Origin of the sequence: Catellatospora methionotrophica, from assembly GCF_011297335.1 — a bacterium.
GTDB classification, from domain to species: Bacteria; Actinomycetota; Actinomycetes; order Mycobacteriales; family Micromonosporaceae; genus Catellatospora; species Catellatospora methionotrophica.
The window spans coordinates 120873-136402 of record NZ_JAAOTJ010000007.1; the positions used below are offsets into that span (position 1 = coordinate 120873).

Annotated in this window: 15 protein-coding genes; 9 read left to right on the forward strand and 6 right to left on the reverse strand. The window is 71.3% G+C overall.

The genetic code is table 11. The annotated features are described in order from the left end of the window. The first annotated feature begins 12 nt into the window (after window positions 1-12). Together recD2 and HAV40_RS18435 are read left to right on the forward strand one after the other, a co-directional pair. Window positions 13-2274 carry an SF1B family DNA helicase RecD2 gene (recD2, locus tag HAV40_RS18430; RefSeq protein WP_409364944.1) on the forward strand — a complete coding sequence of 754 codons (2262 nt, stop codon included), beginning with the start codon at window positions 13-15 and terminating at the stop codon, window positions 2272-2274. 65 nt (window positions 2275-2339) lie between these two features. Continuing rightward, window positions 2340-3341, forward strand: a complete 1002-nt coding sequence (locus tag HAV40_RS18435) for an NAD-dependent epimerase/dehydratase family protein (RefSeq protein ID WP_166382874.1) — start codon at window positions 2340-2342, stop codon at window positions 3339-3341. Between the two features lie 3 nt (window positions 3342-3344). Here HAV40_RS18435 and HAV40_RS18440 read toward each other — a convergent pair whose 3' ends face one another. Beyond that, window positions 3345-3860, reverse strand: a complete 516-nt coding sequence (locus HAV40_RS18440) for a nucleoside deaminase (RefSeq protein ID WP_239085982.1) — start codon at window positions 3858-3860, stop codon at window positions 3345-3347. 210 nt (window positions 3861-4070) lie between these two features. Between HAV40_RS18440 and HAV40_RS18445 the strand changes: the two genes are divergently transcribed. From HAV40_RS18445 to HAV40_RS18465, 5 genes are all read left to right on the forward strand, one after another. Continuing rightward, window positions 4071-5354, forward strand: a complete 1284-nt coding sequence (locus HAV40_RS18445; RefSeq protein WP_166382875.1) for a citrate synthase — start codon at window positions 4071-4073, stop codon at window positions 5352-5354. Between the two features lie 161 nt (window positions 5355-5515). Further along, window positions 5516-6124, forward strand: coding sequence for a sulfite oxidase-like oxidoreductase (locus HAV40_RS18450; RefSeq protein WP_166382876.1), 609 nt, complete (start codon window positions 5516-5518; stop codon window positions 6122-6124). After that, the gene (locus tag HAV40_RS18455) at window positions 6094-6858 is read left to right on the forward strand and encodes a ferredoxin reductase (RefSeq protein WP_166382877.1); all 765 of its coding nucleotides are present in this window, start codon (window positions 6094-6096) and stop codon (window positions 6856-6858) included. The genes HAV40_RS18450 and HAV40_RS18455 overlap by 31 nt, the downstream gene beginning before the upstream one ends. Window positions 6859-6919: 61 nt before the next feature. Then, complete coding sequence (locus HAV40_RS18460) at window positions 6920-7198, forward strand: DUF6510 family protein (RefSeq protein WP_166382879.1); 279 nt, start codon at window positions 6920-6922, stop codon at window positions 7196-7198. Window positions 7199-7235: 37 nt separating this feature from the next. Next, the gene (locus HAV40_RS18465) at window positions 7236-7628 is read left to right on the forward strand and encodes a PPOX class F420-dependent oxidoreductase (protein WP_166382881.1); all 393 of its coding nucleotides are present in this window, start codon (window positions 7236-7238) and stop codon (window positions 7626-7628) included. A gap of 78 nt (window positions 7629-7706) precedes the next feature. On the opposite strand, the gene HAV40_RS18470 is transcribed toward HAV40_RS18465, so the two are convergent. The 4 genes from HAV40_RS18470 to HAV40_RS18485 form a co-directional block, all read right to left on the reverse strand. Then, entirely contained in the window at window positions 7707-8888 is a 1182-nt protein-coding gene (locus HAV40_RS18470) for an ABC transporter permease (RefSeq protein ID WP_166382883.1), read from the reverse strand. Next, window positions 8885-9640 carry an ABC transporter ATP-binding protein gene (locus tag HAV40_RS18475; RefSeq protein ID WP_166382885.1) on the reverse strand — a complete coding sequence of 252 codons (756 nt, stop codon included), beginning with the start codon at window positions 9638-9640 and terminating at the stop codon, window positions 8885-8887. The genes HAV40_RS18470 and HAV40_RS18475 overlap by 4 nt, the downstream gene beginning before the upstream one ends. Further along, the gene (locus HAV40_RS18480; RefSeq protein ID WP_166382887.1) at window positions 9637-10986 is read right to left on the reverse strand and encodes an efflux RND transporter periplasmic adaptor subunit; all 1350 of its coding nucleotides are present in this window, start codon (window positions 10984-10986) and stop codon (window positions 9637-9639) included. Before HAV40_RS18480 ends, HAV40_RS18475 begins: the two co-directional genes overlap by 4 nt. Window positions 10987-11747: 761 nt before the next feature. Next, a complete protein-coding gene (locus HAV40_RS18485) occupies window positions 11748-13127 on the reverse strand; it encodes an HNH endonuclease signature motif containing protein (protein ID WP_166382889.1) in 1380 nt (459 codons plus the stop codon). 185 nt (window positions 13128-13312) lie between these two features. Between HAV40_RS18485 and HAV40_RS18490 the strand changes: the two genes are divergently transcribed. Together HAV40_RS18490 and HAV40_RS18495 are read left to right on the forward strand one after the other, a co-directional pair. Beyond that, window positions 13313-13666 (forward strand): hypothetical protein, encoded by a 354-nt coding sequence (locus HAV40_RS18490; protein WP_166382891.1) that lies wholly within the window; start codon window positions 13313-13315, stop codon window positions 13664-13666. 1 nt (window position 13667) lies between these two features. Continuing rightward, window positions 13668-14498 carry a DUF6585 family protein gene (locus tag HAV40_RS18495; protein WP_166382893.1) on the forward strand — a complete coding sequence of 277 codons (831 nt, stop codon included), beginning with the start codon at window positions 13668-13670 and terminating at the stop codon, window positions 14496-14498. 48 nt (window positions 14499-14546) lie between these two features. On the opposite strand, the gene HAV40_RS18500 is transcribed toward HAV40_RS18495, so the two are convergent. Then, a complete protein-coding gene (locus tag HAV40_RS18500) occupies window positions 14547-15467 on the reverse strand; it encodes a GNAT family N-acetyltransferase (protein ID WP_166382895.1) in 921 nt (306 codons plus the stop codon). Window positions 15468-15530 lie beyond the last annotated feature (63 nt).

Genomic DNA, 15530 nt, shown 5'->3' on the forward strand with positions numbered 1-15530 from the left:
CCGACACCCGTCGTGCCGACCTCGACCGCCACCGCCGCGGCGGGCCGCCCGCCGGGTGTCGTGCTGGAGGCGGTGCTCGAACGGATCACCTACGCCAACGAGGAGACCGGCTACACGATCGCCCGGGTGGCGACCGAGAAGTCGGGCAACGACCTGCTCACCGTGGTCGGCGCGCTGCTCGGCGCGCAGCCGGGGGAGAGCCTGCGGCTGACCGGGCGTTGGGGTTCGCATCCACGTTACGGCCGCCAGTTCGAGGTGTGGAACTACACCACCGTGCTGCCCGCGACCATCGTCGGCATCGAGCGCTACCTCGGCTCCGGCCTGGTCAAGGGCATCGGCCCGAAGCTCGCCGAGCGCATCGTGGCGCACTTCGGCGTGGACACCCTGCGGGTGATCGAGGATGAGCCGCAGCGCCTGATCGAGGTGCCCAAACTCGGCCCGAAGCGCACCAAGCTGATCGCCGCGGCGTGGGTGGAACAGCAGGCGATCAAGGAGGTCATGATCTTCCTGCAGGGCGTGGGCGTGACCACCTCGCTGGCCGTGCGCATCTACAAGCAGTACGGCGACGACTCCATCACCGTCGTACGCGAGGAGCCGTACCGGCTGGCCGCCGACGTGTGGGGGATCGGGTTCCGCACCGCCGACACCATCGCCCGCGCGGTCGGCATCGCGTACGACAGCCCGCAGCGCGTCAAAGCGGGCCTGCAGCACACGCTCAGCGAGGCCGCCGACAACGGCCACTGCTTCCTGCCCGCCCCGAACCTCACCACCGCCGCCGCGAAGATCCTCGCCGTGACCGACAAGGACGGGGCCGACCTGGGCGTGCCCGCCGACCTGATCACGAACTGCCTGCGCGAGCTGATCGAGGAGGAGGGCGTGGTCCGCGAGGACGTGCCGGGCGCGGACGGGCTGGTCCCCGCGATCTACCTGGTGCCGTTCCACCGGGCCGAGCGCGGCCTCGCCGGGAGCCTGCTCACCCTGCTCAACACCGGCCGGGACCGGCTGTCCGCGTTCGACGGCGTCGACTGGGCCAGGGCGCTGGTCTGGCTGAAGGCCCGCACCGGCCACGAGCTGGCCCCGGAGCAGGAGCAGGCGGTACGGCTCGCGCTGACCGAGAAGGTCGCGGTGCTCACCGGCGGTCCGGGCTGCGGCAAGAGCTTCACCGTACGCTCGATCGTCGAACTCGCCCGGGCCAAGCGCGCGAAGATCGTGCTGGCCGCGCCGACCGGCCGGGCCGCGAAACGGCTCGCCGAGCTGACCGGCCACGAGGCCACCACCGTGCACCGGCTGCTGAAACTCCAGCCCGGCGGGGACCCGACCTTCGACCGGGACAACCCGCTCGACGCCGACCTGGTCGTCGTCGACGAGGCCTCGATGCTCGACCTGATCCTGGCGAACAAGCTGGTCAAGGCCGTCGCGCCCGGCGCGCACCTGTTGCTGGTCGGCGACGTCGACCAGCTGCCCTCGGTCGGCGCGGGGGAGGTGCTGCGGGACCTGCTCAACGCCGAGGTCGTGCCCCGCGTACGCCTGACCCAGATCTTCCGGCAGGCGCAGCAGTCCGGCGTCGTGGTCAACGCGCACCGGATCAACGCGGGCGAGTTCCCGCAGCTCAAAGGCTTCCCCGACTTCTTCTTCTTCGAGTGCGACGACACCGAGGCGACCGCGCCGCTGGTCGTCGACCTGGTCGCCAAGCGCATCCCGCGCAAGTTCGGCTTCGACGCGCGCCGCGACATCCAGGTCCTCACCCCGATGCACCGCGGCCCCGCCGGGGCGGGCAACCTCAACCAGCTGCTCCAGGAGGCGCTGACCCCGTCGGCCGAGGGCCGCCCCGAACGGCGCTACGGGGGCCGGGTGTACCGGGTCGGCGACAAGGTCACCCAGATCCGCAACAACTACGACAAGGGCGCGGCCGGGGTGTTCAACGGCACCGTCGGCGTGGTCACCGGCATGGCCCCCGACGACCACAAGCTGATCGTGCGCACCGACGAGGACGAGGAGGTGGAGTACGGCTTCGACGAGCTCGACGAGCTGGTCCACGCGTACGCCATCAGCATCCACCGCTCGCAGGGCTCCGAGTATCCGGCCGTGGTCGTGCCGCTGACGACCAGCGCCTGGATGATGCTCCAGCGCAACCTGCTCTACACGGCGATCACCCGGGCCAAGAAGCTGGTCGTGCTCGCCGGGTCGACCCGCGCGCTCGCGGTCGCCGTGCGCACCCTCGGCGCGGGCCGCCGCCACACCGCCCTCGACCACCGCCTCGCGCCACCCGACTGACCGGGCGGGTACGCCGACGGCGAACGGGTGTGCGATCCGGGGAGCGCTCGGCGATGCTTGCGGCCATGCGACTGCTCGTATTCGGCGGCAATGTCTTCCTCGGGCGCGCGGTGGCCGCCCACGCGCTGGCCGCGGGCCATGACGTGACCTGCGTGGTACGCGGCACGTCCGGCGACGTCCCCGCGGGCGCCGCACTGGTGACCGCGGACCGGGACGACCCCGGCAGCCTGGCCGCCCTCGACGGCGAGTTCGACGCCGTGGTCGACGTGGCCCGGCGGCCCAGCCACGTCCGGCACGCCGTCGCCGCGCTCGGCGCCCGCATCCCGCACTGGGTCTACGTCTCCAGCTGCTCCGTCTACGCCGACAACGGCACCCCCGGCCAGCGCGCGGCCGACGCCCCACGGCTGGCCCCGCTGCCCCTGGAGATCGACGACGCGACCGGCGAGAACTACGGCCCCGCCAAGGTCTCCTGCGAGAACGCGCTGCTCGACGGCGTCGGACCGGAGCGGGCGATGCTCTGCCGGGCTGGTCTCATCGTCGGCCCAGAGGACCCCACGGGCCGCTTCGACTACTGGGTGGCCCGCGTGGCCGAGGGTGGCGAGGTGCTGGCCCCCGGCGGGCCCGGCGACGCGATGCAGTGGATCGACGTCCGCGACCTGGCCGCCTGGCTGGTGCAGGCCGCCGAGCAGCGCCTGTCCGGGGCGTACGACGGCATCGGCGCCCCGATCGACCGGGCCTCCTTCCTGGCGGAGATCACCCGCGGTGTGTCCGCTTCGCCCGACCTGACCTGGGTCGACCAGGACTTCCTCGTCGCGCAGGGCGTCGAGCCGTGGGCGGGCGAGCGCTCGCTGCCGATGTGGTTGCCACTGCCGGAGTACGCGGGTTTCATGTCCCGTGACGTCGCCGACGCGCTGGCCGCCGGACTGACGCCGCGCCCGCTTGCCGACACCGCCCGCGACACCCTCGCCTGGCTCGCCACCGGCCCCACCCGCAAACGCTGGGCGGGCATCACCCGCGACGACGAGGCCACCCTCCTCGCCACCTGGAAGGCCGCCCACCGCGGTTAGAGGTCACGGGCGGGCCTGGCGTTGGGGTTTGGTTCGTCGCCAGGCTTCGAAGGGGTCCTGGGCCTGGGCGATGCTGATCTTGCGGACGGGCACGCTCCACAGGTGCTGCGGGTCCTCGAAGAGGTCGTACAGTTCGACCTGGGGGAATCCGGCCGCAGCGGCCTCGTAGCGGTCGACGGCGTACACGATGCGGCCTACGTCGGCCCACAGCGCCGCGGTCAGGCACATGGGGCACAGCTCACACGTGGAGACGAGCACCGCCCCGGGCAAACGGAAATGAAGGGCCTGGCGGCAGGCGGCGCGGATGGCCACGATCTCGGAGTGCGCGGTGGGGTCCAGGTCCCGGATGACCCGATTCACGCCCCGGCCGATGACCTCGCCGCCGCGCACGATGATCGAGGCGAAGGGTCCGCCGCCGCCCGACTCCACGTTGGCGACAGCGAACTTCACCGCGAGGGCCAGCCACCTTTCGGCTTCCTCGTCCGACATGTCCACGCTGGCCAGGGGCTCCGCCGCCACAGGTCCAGAGTAAAACGTGAGACCGCGCGGATCAGCCGCTCTGGACCACAACGCCTGATAATTCGGCGACAAAGAGGCTAAGTCCGCTTAAAGCGAGCCGGGGACCGTGATTCTCCCCTCAGCCCCGGATGGGGCGGATGCCGCCGTCGAGTGCTTACCCTGAAACTTAACTTTTGGTAAGACAAGCTCCCGGATAAAGCGAGGGAAGTCGTGGCGGATGTGAACCTGGAAACCCCGGGTGGACACCTCTCCCTGGAAGTACAGCCGGCCGTCGAGGGCTCCTCGGGGCTCGACATCGGCAAGGTGCTGAAGGAGACCGGGTACGTCACGTACGACCCGGGCTTCGTCAACACCGCGGCGTGTACCTCCGCGATCACTTACATCGACGGTGACGAGGGAATCCTTCGTTACCGCGGTTACCCCATCGAGCAGCTGGCCGAGCACTCCACCTTCCTGGAGGTCTCGTACCTGCTGATGTACGGCGAGCTGCCGACGGCGACCCAGCTGTCGGAGTTCACCGAGCGCGTGCGCATGCACACGCTGCTGCACGAGGACATGAAGCGGTTCTTCGAGGGCTTCCCGCGCGACGCCCACCCGATGGCCGTGCTGTCCGCCGCGGTCAGCGCCCTGGGCACCTTCTACCAGGACAGCCAGGACCCGTTCGACAACGAGCAGGTCGAGATCTCGACCGTGCGCATGCTCGCCAAGCTGCCGACCATCGCGTCGTACGCGTACAAGAAGTCCATCGGCCAGCCGATGCTGTACCCGGACAACTCGCTCGGGTACGTCGACAACTTCCTGCGGATGACCTTCGGCGTGCCGGCCACCGGGTACGAGGTCGACCCGGTCTTCGCCAAGGCGCTGGACCTGCTGCTGATCCTGCACGCCGACCACGAGCAGAACTGCTCCACGTCGACCGTGCGCCTGGTCGGCTCGGCCCAGGCCAGCCTGTTCGCCTCGGTGTCGTCCGGCGTGAACGCGCTGTCCGGCCCGCTGCACGGCGGCGCCAACGAGGCCGTGCTCGCGATGCTGGAGCGCATCCGCGCCGAGGGCGGCGACGTGCAGGCGTTCGTGAAGAAGGTCAAGGACCGCGAGGACGGCGTACGCCTGATGGGCTTCGGCCACCGGGTCTACAAGAACTACGACCCCCGCGCCGCGATCGTGAAGAACATGGCGCAGGACGTGCTCGGCCGCATGGCCAAGCCGGACCCGCTGCTGGACCTCGCGATGCAGCTCGAGGAGATCGCTCTCGCCGACGACTTCTTCGTCTCCCGCAAGCTCTACCCGAACGTGGACTTCTACACCGGCCTGATCTACAAGGCCATGGGTTTCCCCACCAAGATGTTCACGGTCCTGTTCGCGCTGGGCCGCCTGCCCGGCTGGATCGCCCAGTGGCGCGAGATGATGAGCGACCCCGCCACCAAGATCGGCCGCCCGCGCCAGGTCTACACCGGCGCCCCCGAGCGCGACTTCACTCCGCTCGCCAACCGCTGACCGCACCTCACTGAAAGGCGCGCCCGCTCCGGCAGGCGCGCCTTTCCTGTTGCGTCGATCATGAAGTCAGGGGTGCCGACACGCCGTCGAACACGTCCATAAGTTCATGATCAACGCGGGAAAGTGGCACGGGGGCGCGCGGCGCAGGGTACTTGTGGGGGATGGGTGGGATCGTTTCGCCGGGGTTCCGGGGGCGGCGGGGAGCTGAGGGTGAGGCTGTTCGGCTGCCGCCGGGCCAGTATCTGACCGAGGACTTCCCCGTGCTGACCGCGGGGCCGACGCTGCGGGTGCCGACCGACACCTGGGAGTTCGTCATCGTCACCGAGGCGGGGCAGCGGCACCGGTGGGACTGGAAGCAGCTGATGGCGCTGCCCAGTGAGCGGCCCACGGTCGACCTGCACTGCGTGACCAAGTGGTCGAAGCTGCAGACGCGCTGGCAGGGCGTCAGCCTGGACGTGCTGTTCGAGGGCGTGGACACGGCCGCCGACTACGCGATGGTCCACTCCTACGGCGGCTACACCACGAACCTGCCGTACGAGGATCTGCTCAACGGGCAGGCGTGGATCGTGCACCAGTTCGACGGGGAGGACCTGACGCCCGAACACGGGGGTCCGGCTCGGCTGCTGGTGCCGCACCTGTACCTGTGGAAGTCGGCGAAGTGGGTGCGCGGCATCACGCTGATGGATGAGGACGAGCCGGGTTTCTGGGAGAGTGCCGGCTACCACGACTACGGTGACCCATGGCGCGAGCAGCGGTATCAGGGGGACTGAGCCCGCGGCTGGCCTGGCTGGCGGCCCGGCTGGTCGCGTTCCGGGACGAGACGCCCAGCGCGCGGACCCTGGTGTTCGACGTGCCGGACTGGCCGGGGCACCTGCCGGGCCAGCACGTGGACGTGCGGCTGACCGCCGAGGACGGGTACAGCACGGAACGCAGCTACTCCATCGCGGCACCGGCGGACGGCACGCGCGTGGAGCTGACCGTGCAGCTGGTGGCCGACGGTGAGGTGTCGCCGTACCTCACCGGGACGCTGTCGGTCGGTGACGTGATCGAGCTGCGCGGGCCGGTGGGCGGGTGGTTCGTCTGGCGTTCCGCGGACCAGTCGCCGGTGCTGCTGATCGGCGGCGGGTCGGGCATCGTGCCGCTGATGGCGATGATCCGCGCCCGGCGCGCGGCGGGCAGCAAGGCCCTGTTCCGGCTGCTCTACTCGGTGCGTACACCCGAGGACCGCTACTACGCCGACGAGCTGCGCGCCCGGGCGCGCGACGACTTCGGGCTGGACGTCGGATACGTGTACACCCGCGAGGCCCCGGAGGGGTGGCCGCTGCCGCCGCGACGGCTGGGCGTGGCCGACGTCAACAACAACGGCTGGCCGCCGGACTTCCAGCCCGCCTGCTTCGTGTGCGGGCCGACCGGCTTCGTCGAGGCGGTCGCCGACATCCTGATCGCCCTGGGCCACGACGCCCGCCGGGTCAAGACCGAGCGTTTCGGGCCCAGTGGCACGTGAGCTCCGAAGATTCGACGGCCGGTCGCCGACGGGCCGGGGCACCTGACGGAGGGCATACGCGATGGAATTCTTCTCCGACGACTTCACCGACGGCAACGCGCTGGCCGGGCCGCTGCGGGAGATCTTCGCGGTGGACATGACCGAGGCCACCGGGCGCTGCGTCAGCTGCGGCGACGAGGGGCCGGTGGCGGGCATGAAGGTGTACGCCCACGCGCCCGGCCTGGTGGCCCGCTGCCCGTCCTGCCAGCAGGTGCTGATGCGGTTGGTCCGCGGTCCGGGCAGCGCCTGGCTCGACCTGCGCGGCACCATGTCGCTGCGCATCCCGATGCCAGCGGAGTAAGCGTTTGCGCCCGGAGGTACCGGGTAGATTGCGCGTTATGACTATTTTGACCGCTGAAGACGTCGCGCTGCTCAACGAGCCGCAGCTGGCCCACATCAGCGTGGTGGACTTCGACGGCTCGCCGCACGTGACCCCGGTCTGGGTCGACACCGACGGCGAGCACATCCTCTTCAACACCGCCAAGGGCCGGGTGAAGTACAACAGCATGGTCCGCGACCCGCGGGTCGGCATCTCCATCGTGGACAAGGCCGACGACTACCGCACGCTGTGGGTCAAGGGCACCGTCGAGTTCGTCGAGGAGGGCGCGGACGCGCATATCGACAAGCTGGCGTTCAAGTACCTGGGCAAGGACAGCTACCCGTGGCGCAAGTCCGACGAGGTACGCGTGATCGTCAAGGTCACCCCGACCGTGAAGCTCGCCCAGGGCTGACCGACGCCCTGGCCACCTTCCGGGTTGACGAAGGAAGGGCACCTTCACATCGCTACGGTGTGCAAGGTGCCCTTCCTTTCACTCGGTGCGCAGGGCGTGGACGGGGTCGAGGCGGGCGGCGCGCAGGGCGGGCAGGGTGCCGAACAGCAGGCCGACGGTCGCGGCGACGCCGAAGGACAGCGCGACGGACCAGGCCGTGAGCAGGGTCGGCAGCGGCGTGAGACGTTCGACGGCGAGCGTGGTGCCCGCGCCCAGGGCGATGCCGAGTACGCCGCCGACGCTGGTCAGCAGCACCGCCTCGGCCAGGAACTGGGCGCCGATGTCGGCCGGGCGCGCCCCCACGGCCTTGCGCAGGCCGATCTCGCGGGTGCGCTCGCGCACCGAGACCAGCATGATGTTGGCGACCCCGACCCCGCTGACCAGCAGCGAGATGCCCGCCGTCGCGCCGAGTACGCCGGTCAGCACGTCCAGGATGTCGCCGAGCACGCTGAGGATCTGATCCTGGGTGACCACGCTGAAGGCGCTGTCGGGATGGCGTTCGGCCAGCTCGGCCACGATCCGGTCACCGAGGGCGGCCATGCCCGCCGGGTCGGCGGCGCGCACCGCGAGGCCGTCCACCCGGGTCGTGGCGAACAGCCGCTGCGCCGTGGTGAGCGGGATGTGCACCTCGTCGTCGCGGTCCACGCCCAGGCTCTGCCCGAGCGGCGCGAACACCCCGGCCACCCGGAACCGCACCCCGGCGACGGTGACCTGTCGGCCCACCGGGTCGGTGTCGCCGTAGAGCACCCGGGCCACGGTCGCCCCGAGCACCGCCACCCGCCGCGCGCTGTCCACATCGGCCCGGCTGAGGTAGGCGCCGCGCGCCAGCTGGCGTACCAGCACCGTGCGGTTGTTCTCCAGCACCCCGGCGACCGTGGTGAACGTCTTCGCCGTGCCCGCCTGCACCATCTCGCCGGAGGCGACCGTCGCTGCGACACGGTCGGGGTCCCCGACCACCCGGCCCACCGCCGCCACGTCGGACAGCTGCATCCGGGAGACCGTCGGCATGCCGATCTCCATCTTGCCGGGCACCACCAGCAGCAGGTTCGAGCCCAGCTCGTCGACCCGGCCCGCCACCTCCCGGCGGGTGCCGTCACCGATCGCGATCAGCACCATCACCGAGCTGACCCCGACCGTCACGCCGAGCACGGTCAGCGCCGTCCGCAGCCGCGCCGCCACCAGCGCACCGACCGCCACCCGCACCGCTTCGCCGATCCTCATGCCCGTCCCGTCCGCCGCGCGGTGTCGCCGGCGATGCGACCGTCGCCGGCGATGCGGCTGTCGCTGACGATGTGGCTGTCGCTGACGATGCGGCCGTCGCGCATCACGATCTGCCGCCGGGCGCGGGCCGCGACCTCGTGGTCGTGGGTCACGATCGCCAGGGCGACCCGGTGCTCGGCGTTGAGGCCAGCCAGCAGGTCGAGCAGGCGCTCGCCGGTGACCGAGTCGAGGTTGCCGGTCGGCTCGTCGGCCAGCAGCACCGTAGGTCCGGTGACCAGCGCGCGGGCGACGGCCACCCGCTGCTGCTCGCCGCCAGAGAGCTGGCCGGGCAGGTGCCGGGCACGGTCGGCCAGACCGACGCGGTCGAGCAGGTCGGCCGCGCGGCGGCGGCGCTCGGCGCGGCGTACGCCCTGGTAGACCAGTGGCAGTGCCACGTTGTCCAGCGCGCTCGCGCGTGGCTGCAGGTGGAAGCCCTGGAACACGAATCCGACGACCCGGTTGCGGATGCGGGCCAGCTCGGCCTGCGGCAGCTCCGCCGTGTCCTGCCCGTCGATGAGCACGCTGCCCGCGGTCGGCCGGTCGAGCCCGCCGAGCAGCTGGAGCAGCGTGGACTTGCCGGAGCCGGACGGCCCGACCACCGCGACGTGCTCGCCGCGGTGCAGGGTCAGGCTCACCCCGCGCAGCGCCACGACCGCCGTCTGGCCGACCCGGTGCTCCCGCGTGGCCTGGCGTACCTCGATGGCGGGTGTCACTCGACGGTCATTCCTTCGAGGACCTGCGCGAGCCCGCTGACGACGACGCGGTCGCCGTCGGCCAGGCCCTCCAGGATCTCGCGCCGGTCCGTGCCCGCCGAGCCCGCCTTGACCATCTGCTTGATCGCCTTACCCGCGCGGACCAGCCAGACGAAGTCCTGGCCCGCCTCCTGGAACAGTGCGGCCGCCGGCACCGACAGCGCGGCGCTCACATCGTCGAGCGGCAGGTGCGCGGTGCCCGTCATGCCGGGCAGCGGCGCGGGGTCCAGCGGCCCCTCCAGCCGGAACGTGGTGCGGTAGGAGACCCCGCCGCGCGCCGCCGGGGTGGGCAGGATGTCGATCGCGGTCACCGTCGCGCTGTAGCTGGTGCCGGGCGTCGCCTCCAGCGACACGTCGGCGGTGTCGCCGGTATGCACGGACAGCACGTCGGTCTCGTCGACCTGCCCGATGACGGACAGCTCACTCAGGTCGACGATGGTCACGATGGCCTTGCCCGGCGACACCGGGTCGCCCGGCTCGGACGCGGAGTTCACGCCGGGGTCGCCCGCCCCGCCCGCGCCGACGTCCAGGCCGGTCAGGCCGGGCAGCAGGGTGGCCAGCGGGCCCTGTGGCAGCCGGTCGGCCAGCAGCCCGGAAATGATCGAGTTGCTCTCCGGGCCGCCGAGCTGGATCGTTCCCGGGATCGGCGCGCGCAGCGTCAGCGCCTCGACGGTGGCCTGCGCGGCGTCCAGCGCCGACTGGGTCAGCAGCCGGGTCACGCCGTTGAGCCCCACCAGGATCTCGTCGAGCTTCTCCAGGTTGTCGTCGACGTCGTCGGCGAAGTCCTCCAGGTCGTCGATCGTGTCGTTGAAGGTGCTCTGCTGATCGTTGATCTGGTCGATCGTCTGCTGGCGCAGTTGCGGGAACGGGATCAGTTTCGCCTGGTCGCGGGCCGCGTTGTACTGCTCGTTGCCGGCGTCGCGGCGGTCGCAGATGAGGTCGTCGAGGCTGGCCGGGTCGATCTTCTTGATGTCCTTGACCCGCTTGGCCGCCTGGCTCGCGCGGGCCAGCCGCTGCTGCGCCACCGGCGAGTCGATCACGCCGATGATGTCGCCGGCCTCGACGAGCTGACCCGGCTCGACGTTCAGCTGGGCCAGCACGCCGCGCGCCGGGGCCCGCAGCGTCGCCGAATTGCGCGCGTTGACCTGCGCGGGAACGTTGATCACATCGGACAGGCTGGCCCGCAGCACGTCGTCGACCACGATCGCGGGATCGGGCTCCTCCACTGCCGCGGCGGCCAGCGTCAACGGCAGCGTGACGACGGTCAGGCCGAGGACGACACGTCGGGCGGGGAAGGTTCGGCTCACGGCAAGCATCCTATGGCGAGCAATACCACATTCTGCCCCGTTAAGGCTGTGTCTGTCATATATGTGTAAGTTATCTGTTTCATGTCTTCGGGGTCGGGAGCCGAGAAGGTGCTTCGGCGCCGAGGCCGCCGCAGAGGGCTCGATGACGGCAAGTGGACAGGCGGACATCTATGCCCGTACCGGGTCCGAGGCCGGGGTGACAGGCGCGATCGGCGCGGCTGTCACCCATCACCGGGGAGGACCCGACCATGAGACTCACCCTTCGTACGCGGGCCCGCCGCACCGGCGTCGCGGTCGCGCTGGCGCCCTGCGTGGCCGTGTCCGGCGGGCTGTACGCGCTCGGACCCGGCATGGCCGGGGCGTCCAGCCACCGCGAGGCGCCCCTGATCGCGCACGACCCGGCCGTCGACGTGATCGACCTGTACACCGCGTGCCTGCTTGCCTGCGCACCGGGCGTCCGGTCAGCAGCACCTGGCCGTCGACGTGATCGACCTGTACACCCGCGCCGCGACCCTGGACGTCTGATCGCTCGCCGGTGGGAATGCTGGTCGAGCGAAGGCGCGTCGGTGTCGGCCTGGCCGCCCGCGCTGCGACCCTGGTGGTCTGATCGCCGGGGGCACTTCGTCGAGCGTGGGCGCGCTCCGACGGCTTGCGCGCCGAGAGGGTGGTCGAGGACCCGGCTGGACGGCACGTTGAAGCGCCGTGCGAGCCGTGTGCCGCGCGGTGGGCTCGGCGGGAGGTGATCGCTGCTCGGATACGGCCTAGGGTCGCAGGTGGTAGGTGTTGCGGCACGGGCGACGGGTGGCGTCCACGTAGCCGGGCGGGATGAACTCGGGCCGCCGGTCGTGGCCGAGCCGGACCTGCCAGTCCTCGTGGTGGACGACCCGGTGGTGGTGTCCGCACAGCAGGACGGCGTTGTCGAGGCTGGTCGGGCCGCCGTCGGCCCAGTGGCGGAGGTGGTGCCCCTGGCACCAGCGCGGCGGCCGTTCGCAGCCGGGGAAGGCGCAGCCGCGGTCGCGCAGGACGAGCGCCCGGCGCAGCGCCCCGGTGATGAGGCGGCGGGTCCGGCCGAGGTCGAGCAGTTGCCCGTCGCCGCCCAGCACGGCGGGAATGACCTGGGCATCGCAGGCGATCCGGCGGACCGTGTCCGGCGTGAGCGTCGCGCCGTTGTCGAACAGCCCCGCGCCGGTGCGCCGGGCAAGGCCGTCGTAGTCGACGGTGACGACGAGCTGGGGCCGGTCGCCGCCGTTCTCCGGCAGTTCCGCGGAGGCGAGCACGCGACGGCAGATCTCGGTCAGCGCGTCGGCCCGGCGCTGCCCGGCCGTGCGCAGGTCGCGAACGCATCCGGGGGCACGTGTGTCGGCGTGGGCACTGCCATCGGCGCTCAGGCCGCCCGCGTCGCCGCCACCGGTCAGGACCTGGGGATGTGCGTCGTCGCCGCTGGCGGACGGGGCAGGGCGTGCGGGCGCGAAGGCACCGGGACGGGTGAGTGGATCGAGAGCTGCGGCGATGACGGCGGCTGATTCGTTGTCGAGCCAGCCGGTCACGCGTACGCGTCCGGTCCGGTCGGGAGTCAGGGTGAAGGTGCGCGTGGTGTGAGCGCGGTCCTCCTGGGCGGCCAGCGTCTCGCGTTCGTGTTCCTCGGCGGCGTCGGGGGCGACGTGGGTGAGGATGCGCTCGCCGAAGCGGCGCAGGACCGACGGCTCGAACTGGGCGGCGAAGCCGATCAGCGCGGTCTCGGCCTTCGCCGCAGTCGCCAGCCCGGCCGTCGTGGGCAGGTCGGCGAGCGCCTGGGCGATGACGGCGGCCTGCTCGGTGTTGACGGCTCCGGCGGCCAGCGCCTCGGCGGTGCTGGGCAGGCGGTCCAGCGCGCGGGCGAGGTCGACGGTCTGCTTGGCGCCACGTATGCCGACGCGCCAGTGTTCGCGCAGCCAGGCCCCGGTGCTGGCGGCGCCGTGGGCGGCCGGGACGGCACGGGCGTCGAGTTCGCGGACCAGGGACAGTTCCACGGCGGCGAGGCGTTCCCGCAGACGGTGCGCCGTGTCGAGCACGGTGATCAGGTCCGCGTCCGTCAACGACCATACGGGCGCGTCGACGCAGGTGGCGACTGTCCGCTCGGCCTGCGTCAACGCTCGCTGCATTACTCCACTTTAGAACGTGCGTACGACACTCTTGCGTGAAGGTGATCTATGTCAGCCATGGCGCGGTTGGCGTGGCCAGGTGGGCTGACCGGGCGGTGTCGCACCGTCGGGTGATCGGATGATTCACGAAGATCGTCTGCGTCACTACCGTGGCGGCGACATACCGCGCGACGGGGAGATCGAATATGGCGAGACCCAAAGCCGCCGTGGTGGGCGGGGTCGTCGTGCTGGCCTTGCTGGGCGTCATCCTCAGCGTGGTCGCCGTGACCCTGTCCGGTGACGAGGTGTTCTGCGGTGACAAGACGATGCAGCCGGGACAGCGGTGCCTGCTGGTGACCGATACGGGCAGCGGTTGGCACTCCTATGAGCAGTTGCAGGCCGAGCAGAAGGGGCAGCTGCCCAAGCGCCGCGCCATCGGCGGCGGGCTCGGCGCGGTCTTCCTGGTGGGTGCGGTCGTCCTGCTGATCGCGGGCACCCGCCAAGACAAGAAGGAGCAGGCGCAGATCGCGGCTGCGCAGGCCTGGACTCGGGGAGACTGACATGACACTGAATCTCGACACCGCAGCCGCGGTGCCCGCCGATGTCGCCGCGGCGGCCGCCGCCCGCGACCTGGGCGCGCACCGGGAGAGCTACCCGGCCAAGACGGTCAAGGTGATCCTGTTCGCGCTCGGCACGCTCGCGGTGATCTTCGGCGGGCTCGCCGTCGTCATGACCCTGGTGGCGGCCGGTGCCGAGCCCGGGGAGGGCAAGGTCGGCGCGACCCCCGCGATCATCATGTGGGTGATCGCGGTGCCGCTGCTCGCCGGATTCGTGTTCGCGCTGGTACGCAGTCCCGCCGTGTCGAAGCAGGCGCGGCTGTTCCAGGTGCACGTGTTCGAGCGCGGCTTCGTGTGGGTGCGCCGCAGCGGCACCCAGGTGTACCGCTGGGACGAGGTGCAGACGCTGTTCGCGGCCACCACCAGGGTCAACAACAACGGCATCGTCACCACCACGTACGACTACCGGATCGCCTGCGCCGACGGCCGCCAGACGCGTATCCGCGAGGTCCACACCGACATGAAGCGCTTCGGCCCGCTGCTGTCGGCCGAGGTCGCCCAGGCACAGCTGCCCAAGGCGATGTCGTTCTTCGACAAGGGCAACCCGGTCGCGTTCGGCGACCTGACGGTGACCGAGGGCGGCGTGACCACCCGCAGGGGCAAGCTGGTGCCGTGGTCGGAGCTGGGTGGCGTCGAGGTGAACCAGGGCTTCCTGAACCTGGTCGACCGCAACGGCAAGAAGGCGTCGCCGCGGGTGGCCTTCGGCCGGATGCCGAACGCGCACGCCTTCCTGATGATGGTCGAGACGATCCTCACCAAGCTGCGCAGCGCGTGACCGCTGCTCGGGGCTCCGCCCCCACGCGGGGCGGAGCCACGACGCGGCTCAGTCGGCGAGCTGCTTGAGATAGGCGTACTCGCTGGCGAAGGGCTGGTAGCCGAGCCAGTCGTTGACCGCGATCATCGGCGCGTTGGTGTAGTCGTTGCAGGTGATCGCCGTGTGGATACCGGCCTGCGCGGCCTTGTGCAGGGCGACCACCTTGGCGATCTTCGCCAGGCCGCGGCCGCGGTACTCGCGCAGCGTGCAGGTGCCGGTGGAGATGCCCTTGCCCAGCTCGCGGTTGGCCTCCAGGAACGTGGCGCTGGCGGCGACCCCGTCGACGAGGACCACGGTGCCGACGTCGAGCTGCTGGTCGGGGCTGTTCCAGTAGCGGGCCAGCCAGGTGTCGTACGGGATGCCGTCGAAGGACATGTCGCCCGGCTCGTCGACGGAGGCGGCCTGGTCCAGGTCGTACACCGTCTGCGGCCCGGCCTCGCGCAGGCTCAGCGTGGTGACGCCGGGCGGCAGCGGCAGCGGGGGCGGCAGCTGGGCGGTGTCGAGCCGGGCGTACCGGTCGTGCGCGCCCTGCGTGTAGCCGCGTGCCTCAGCCCAGTGCTGGTCGGCCGGGTTCTCCGTGGCGAAGGTCCGCACCCGGCGGACCCCGATGGCGCGCAGGTGCTCCTCGATCTGCTCGTACAGGGCCGAGCCGACGCCCCGGCGGCGCTCGTCGGGATGCACCTCGACCTGTACGTAGCCCGCGCCCGGCTCCGTGGTCGTGACGTTGAACCCGCCGGCAGCGCCGCCGACGACCCGGCCGTCACGCAGGGCCAGCAGGCGCCGCACGCGGCCCTCGGGCAGGGCGGTGCGCCACCACACCTGTTGCTGCGCCACGCTGGAGATGAACCAGCCGAACGAGGCGTAGCGCACGCGGGCCAGCTCCGGCACGTCTTCGATGGTCATCTCGCGGATCAGGAGTTCACTGCTCATCCTGCCTGTCTAACAGCGACGGCAAGCGATTTACCGGTGGCGCCCGCGCCGTTGCGGACGCCA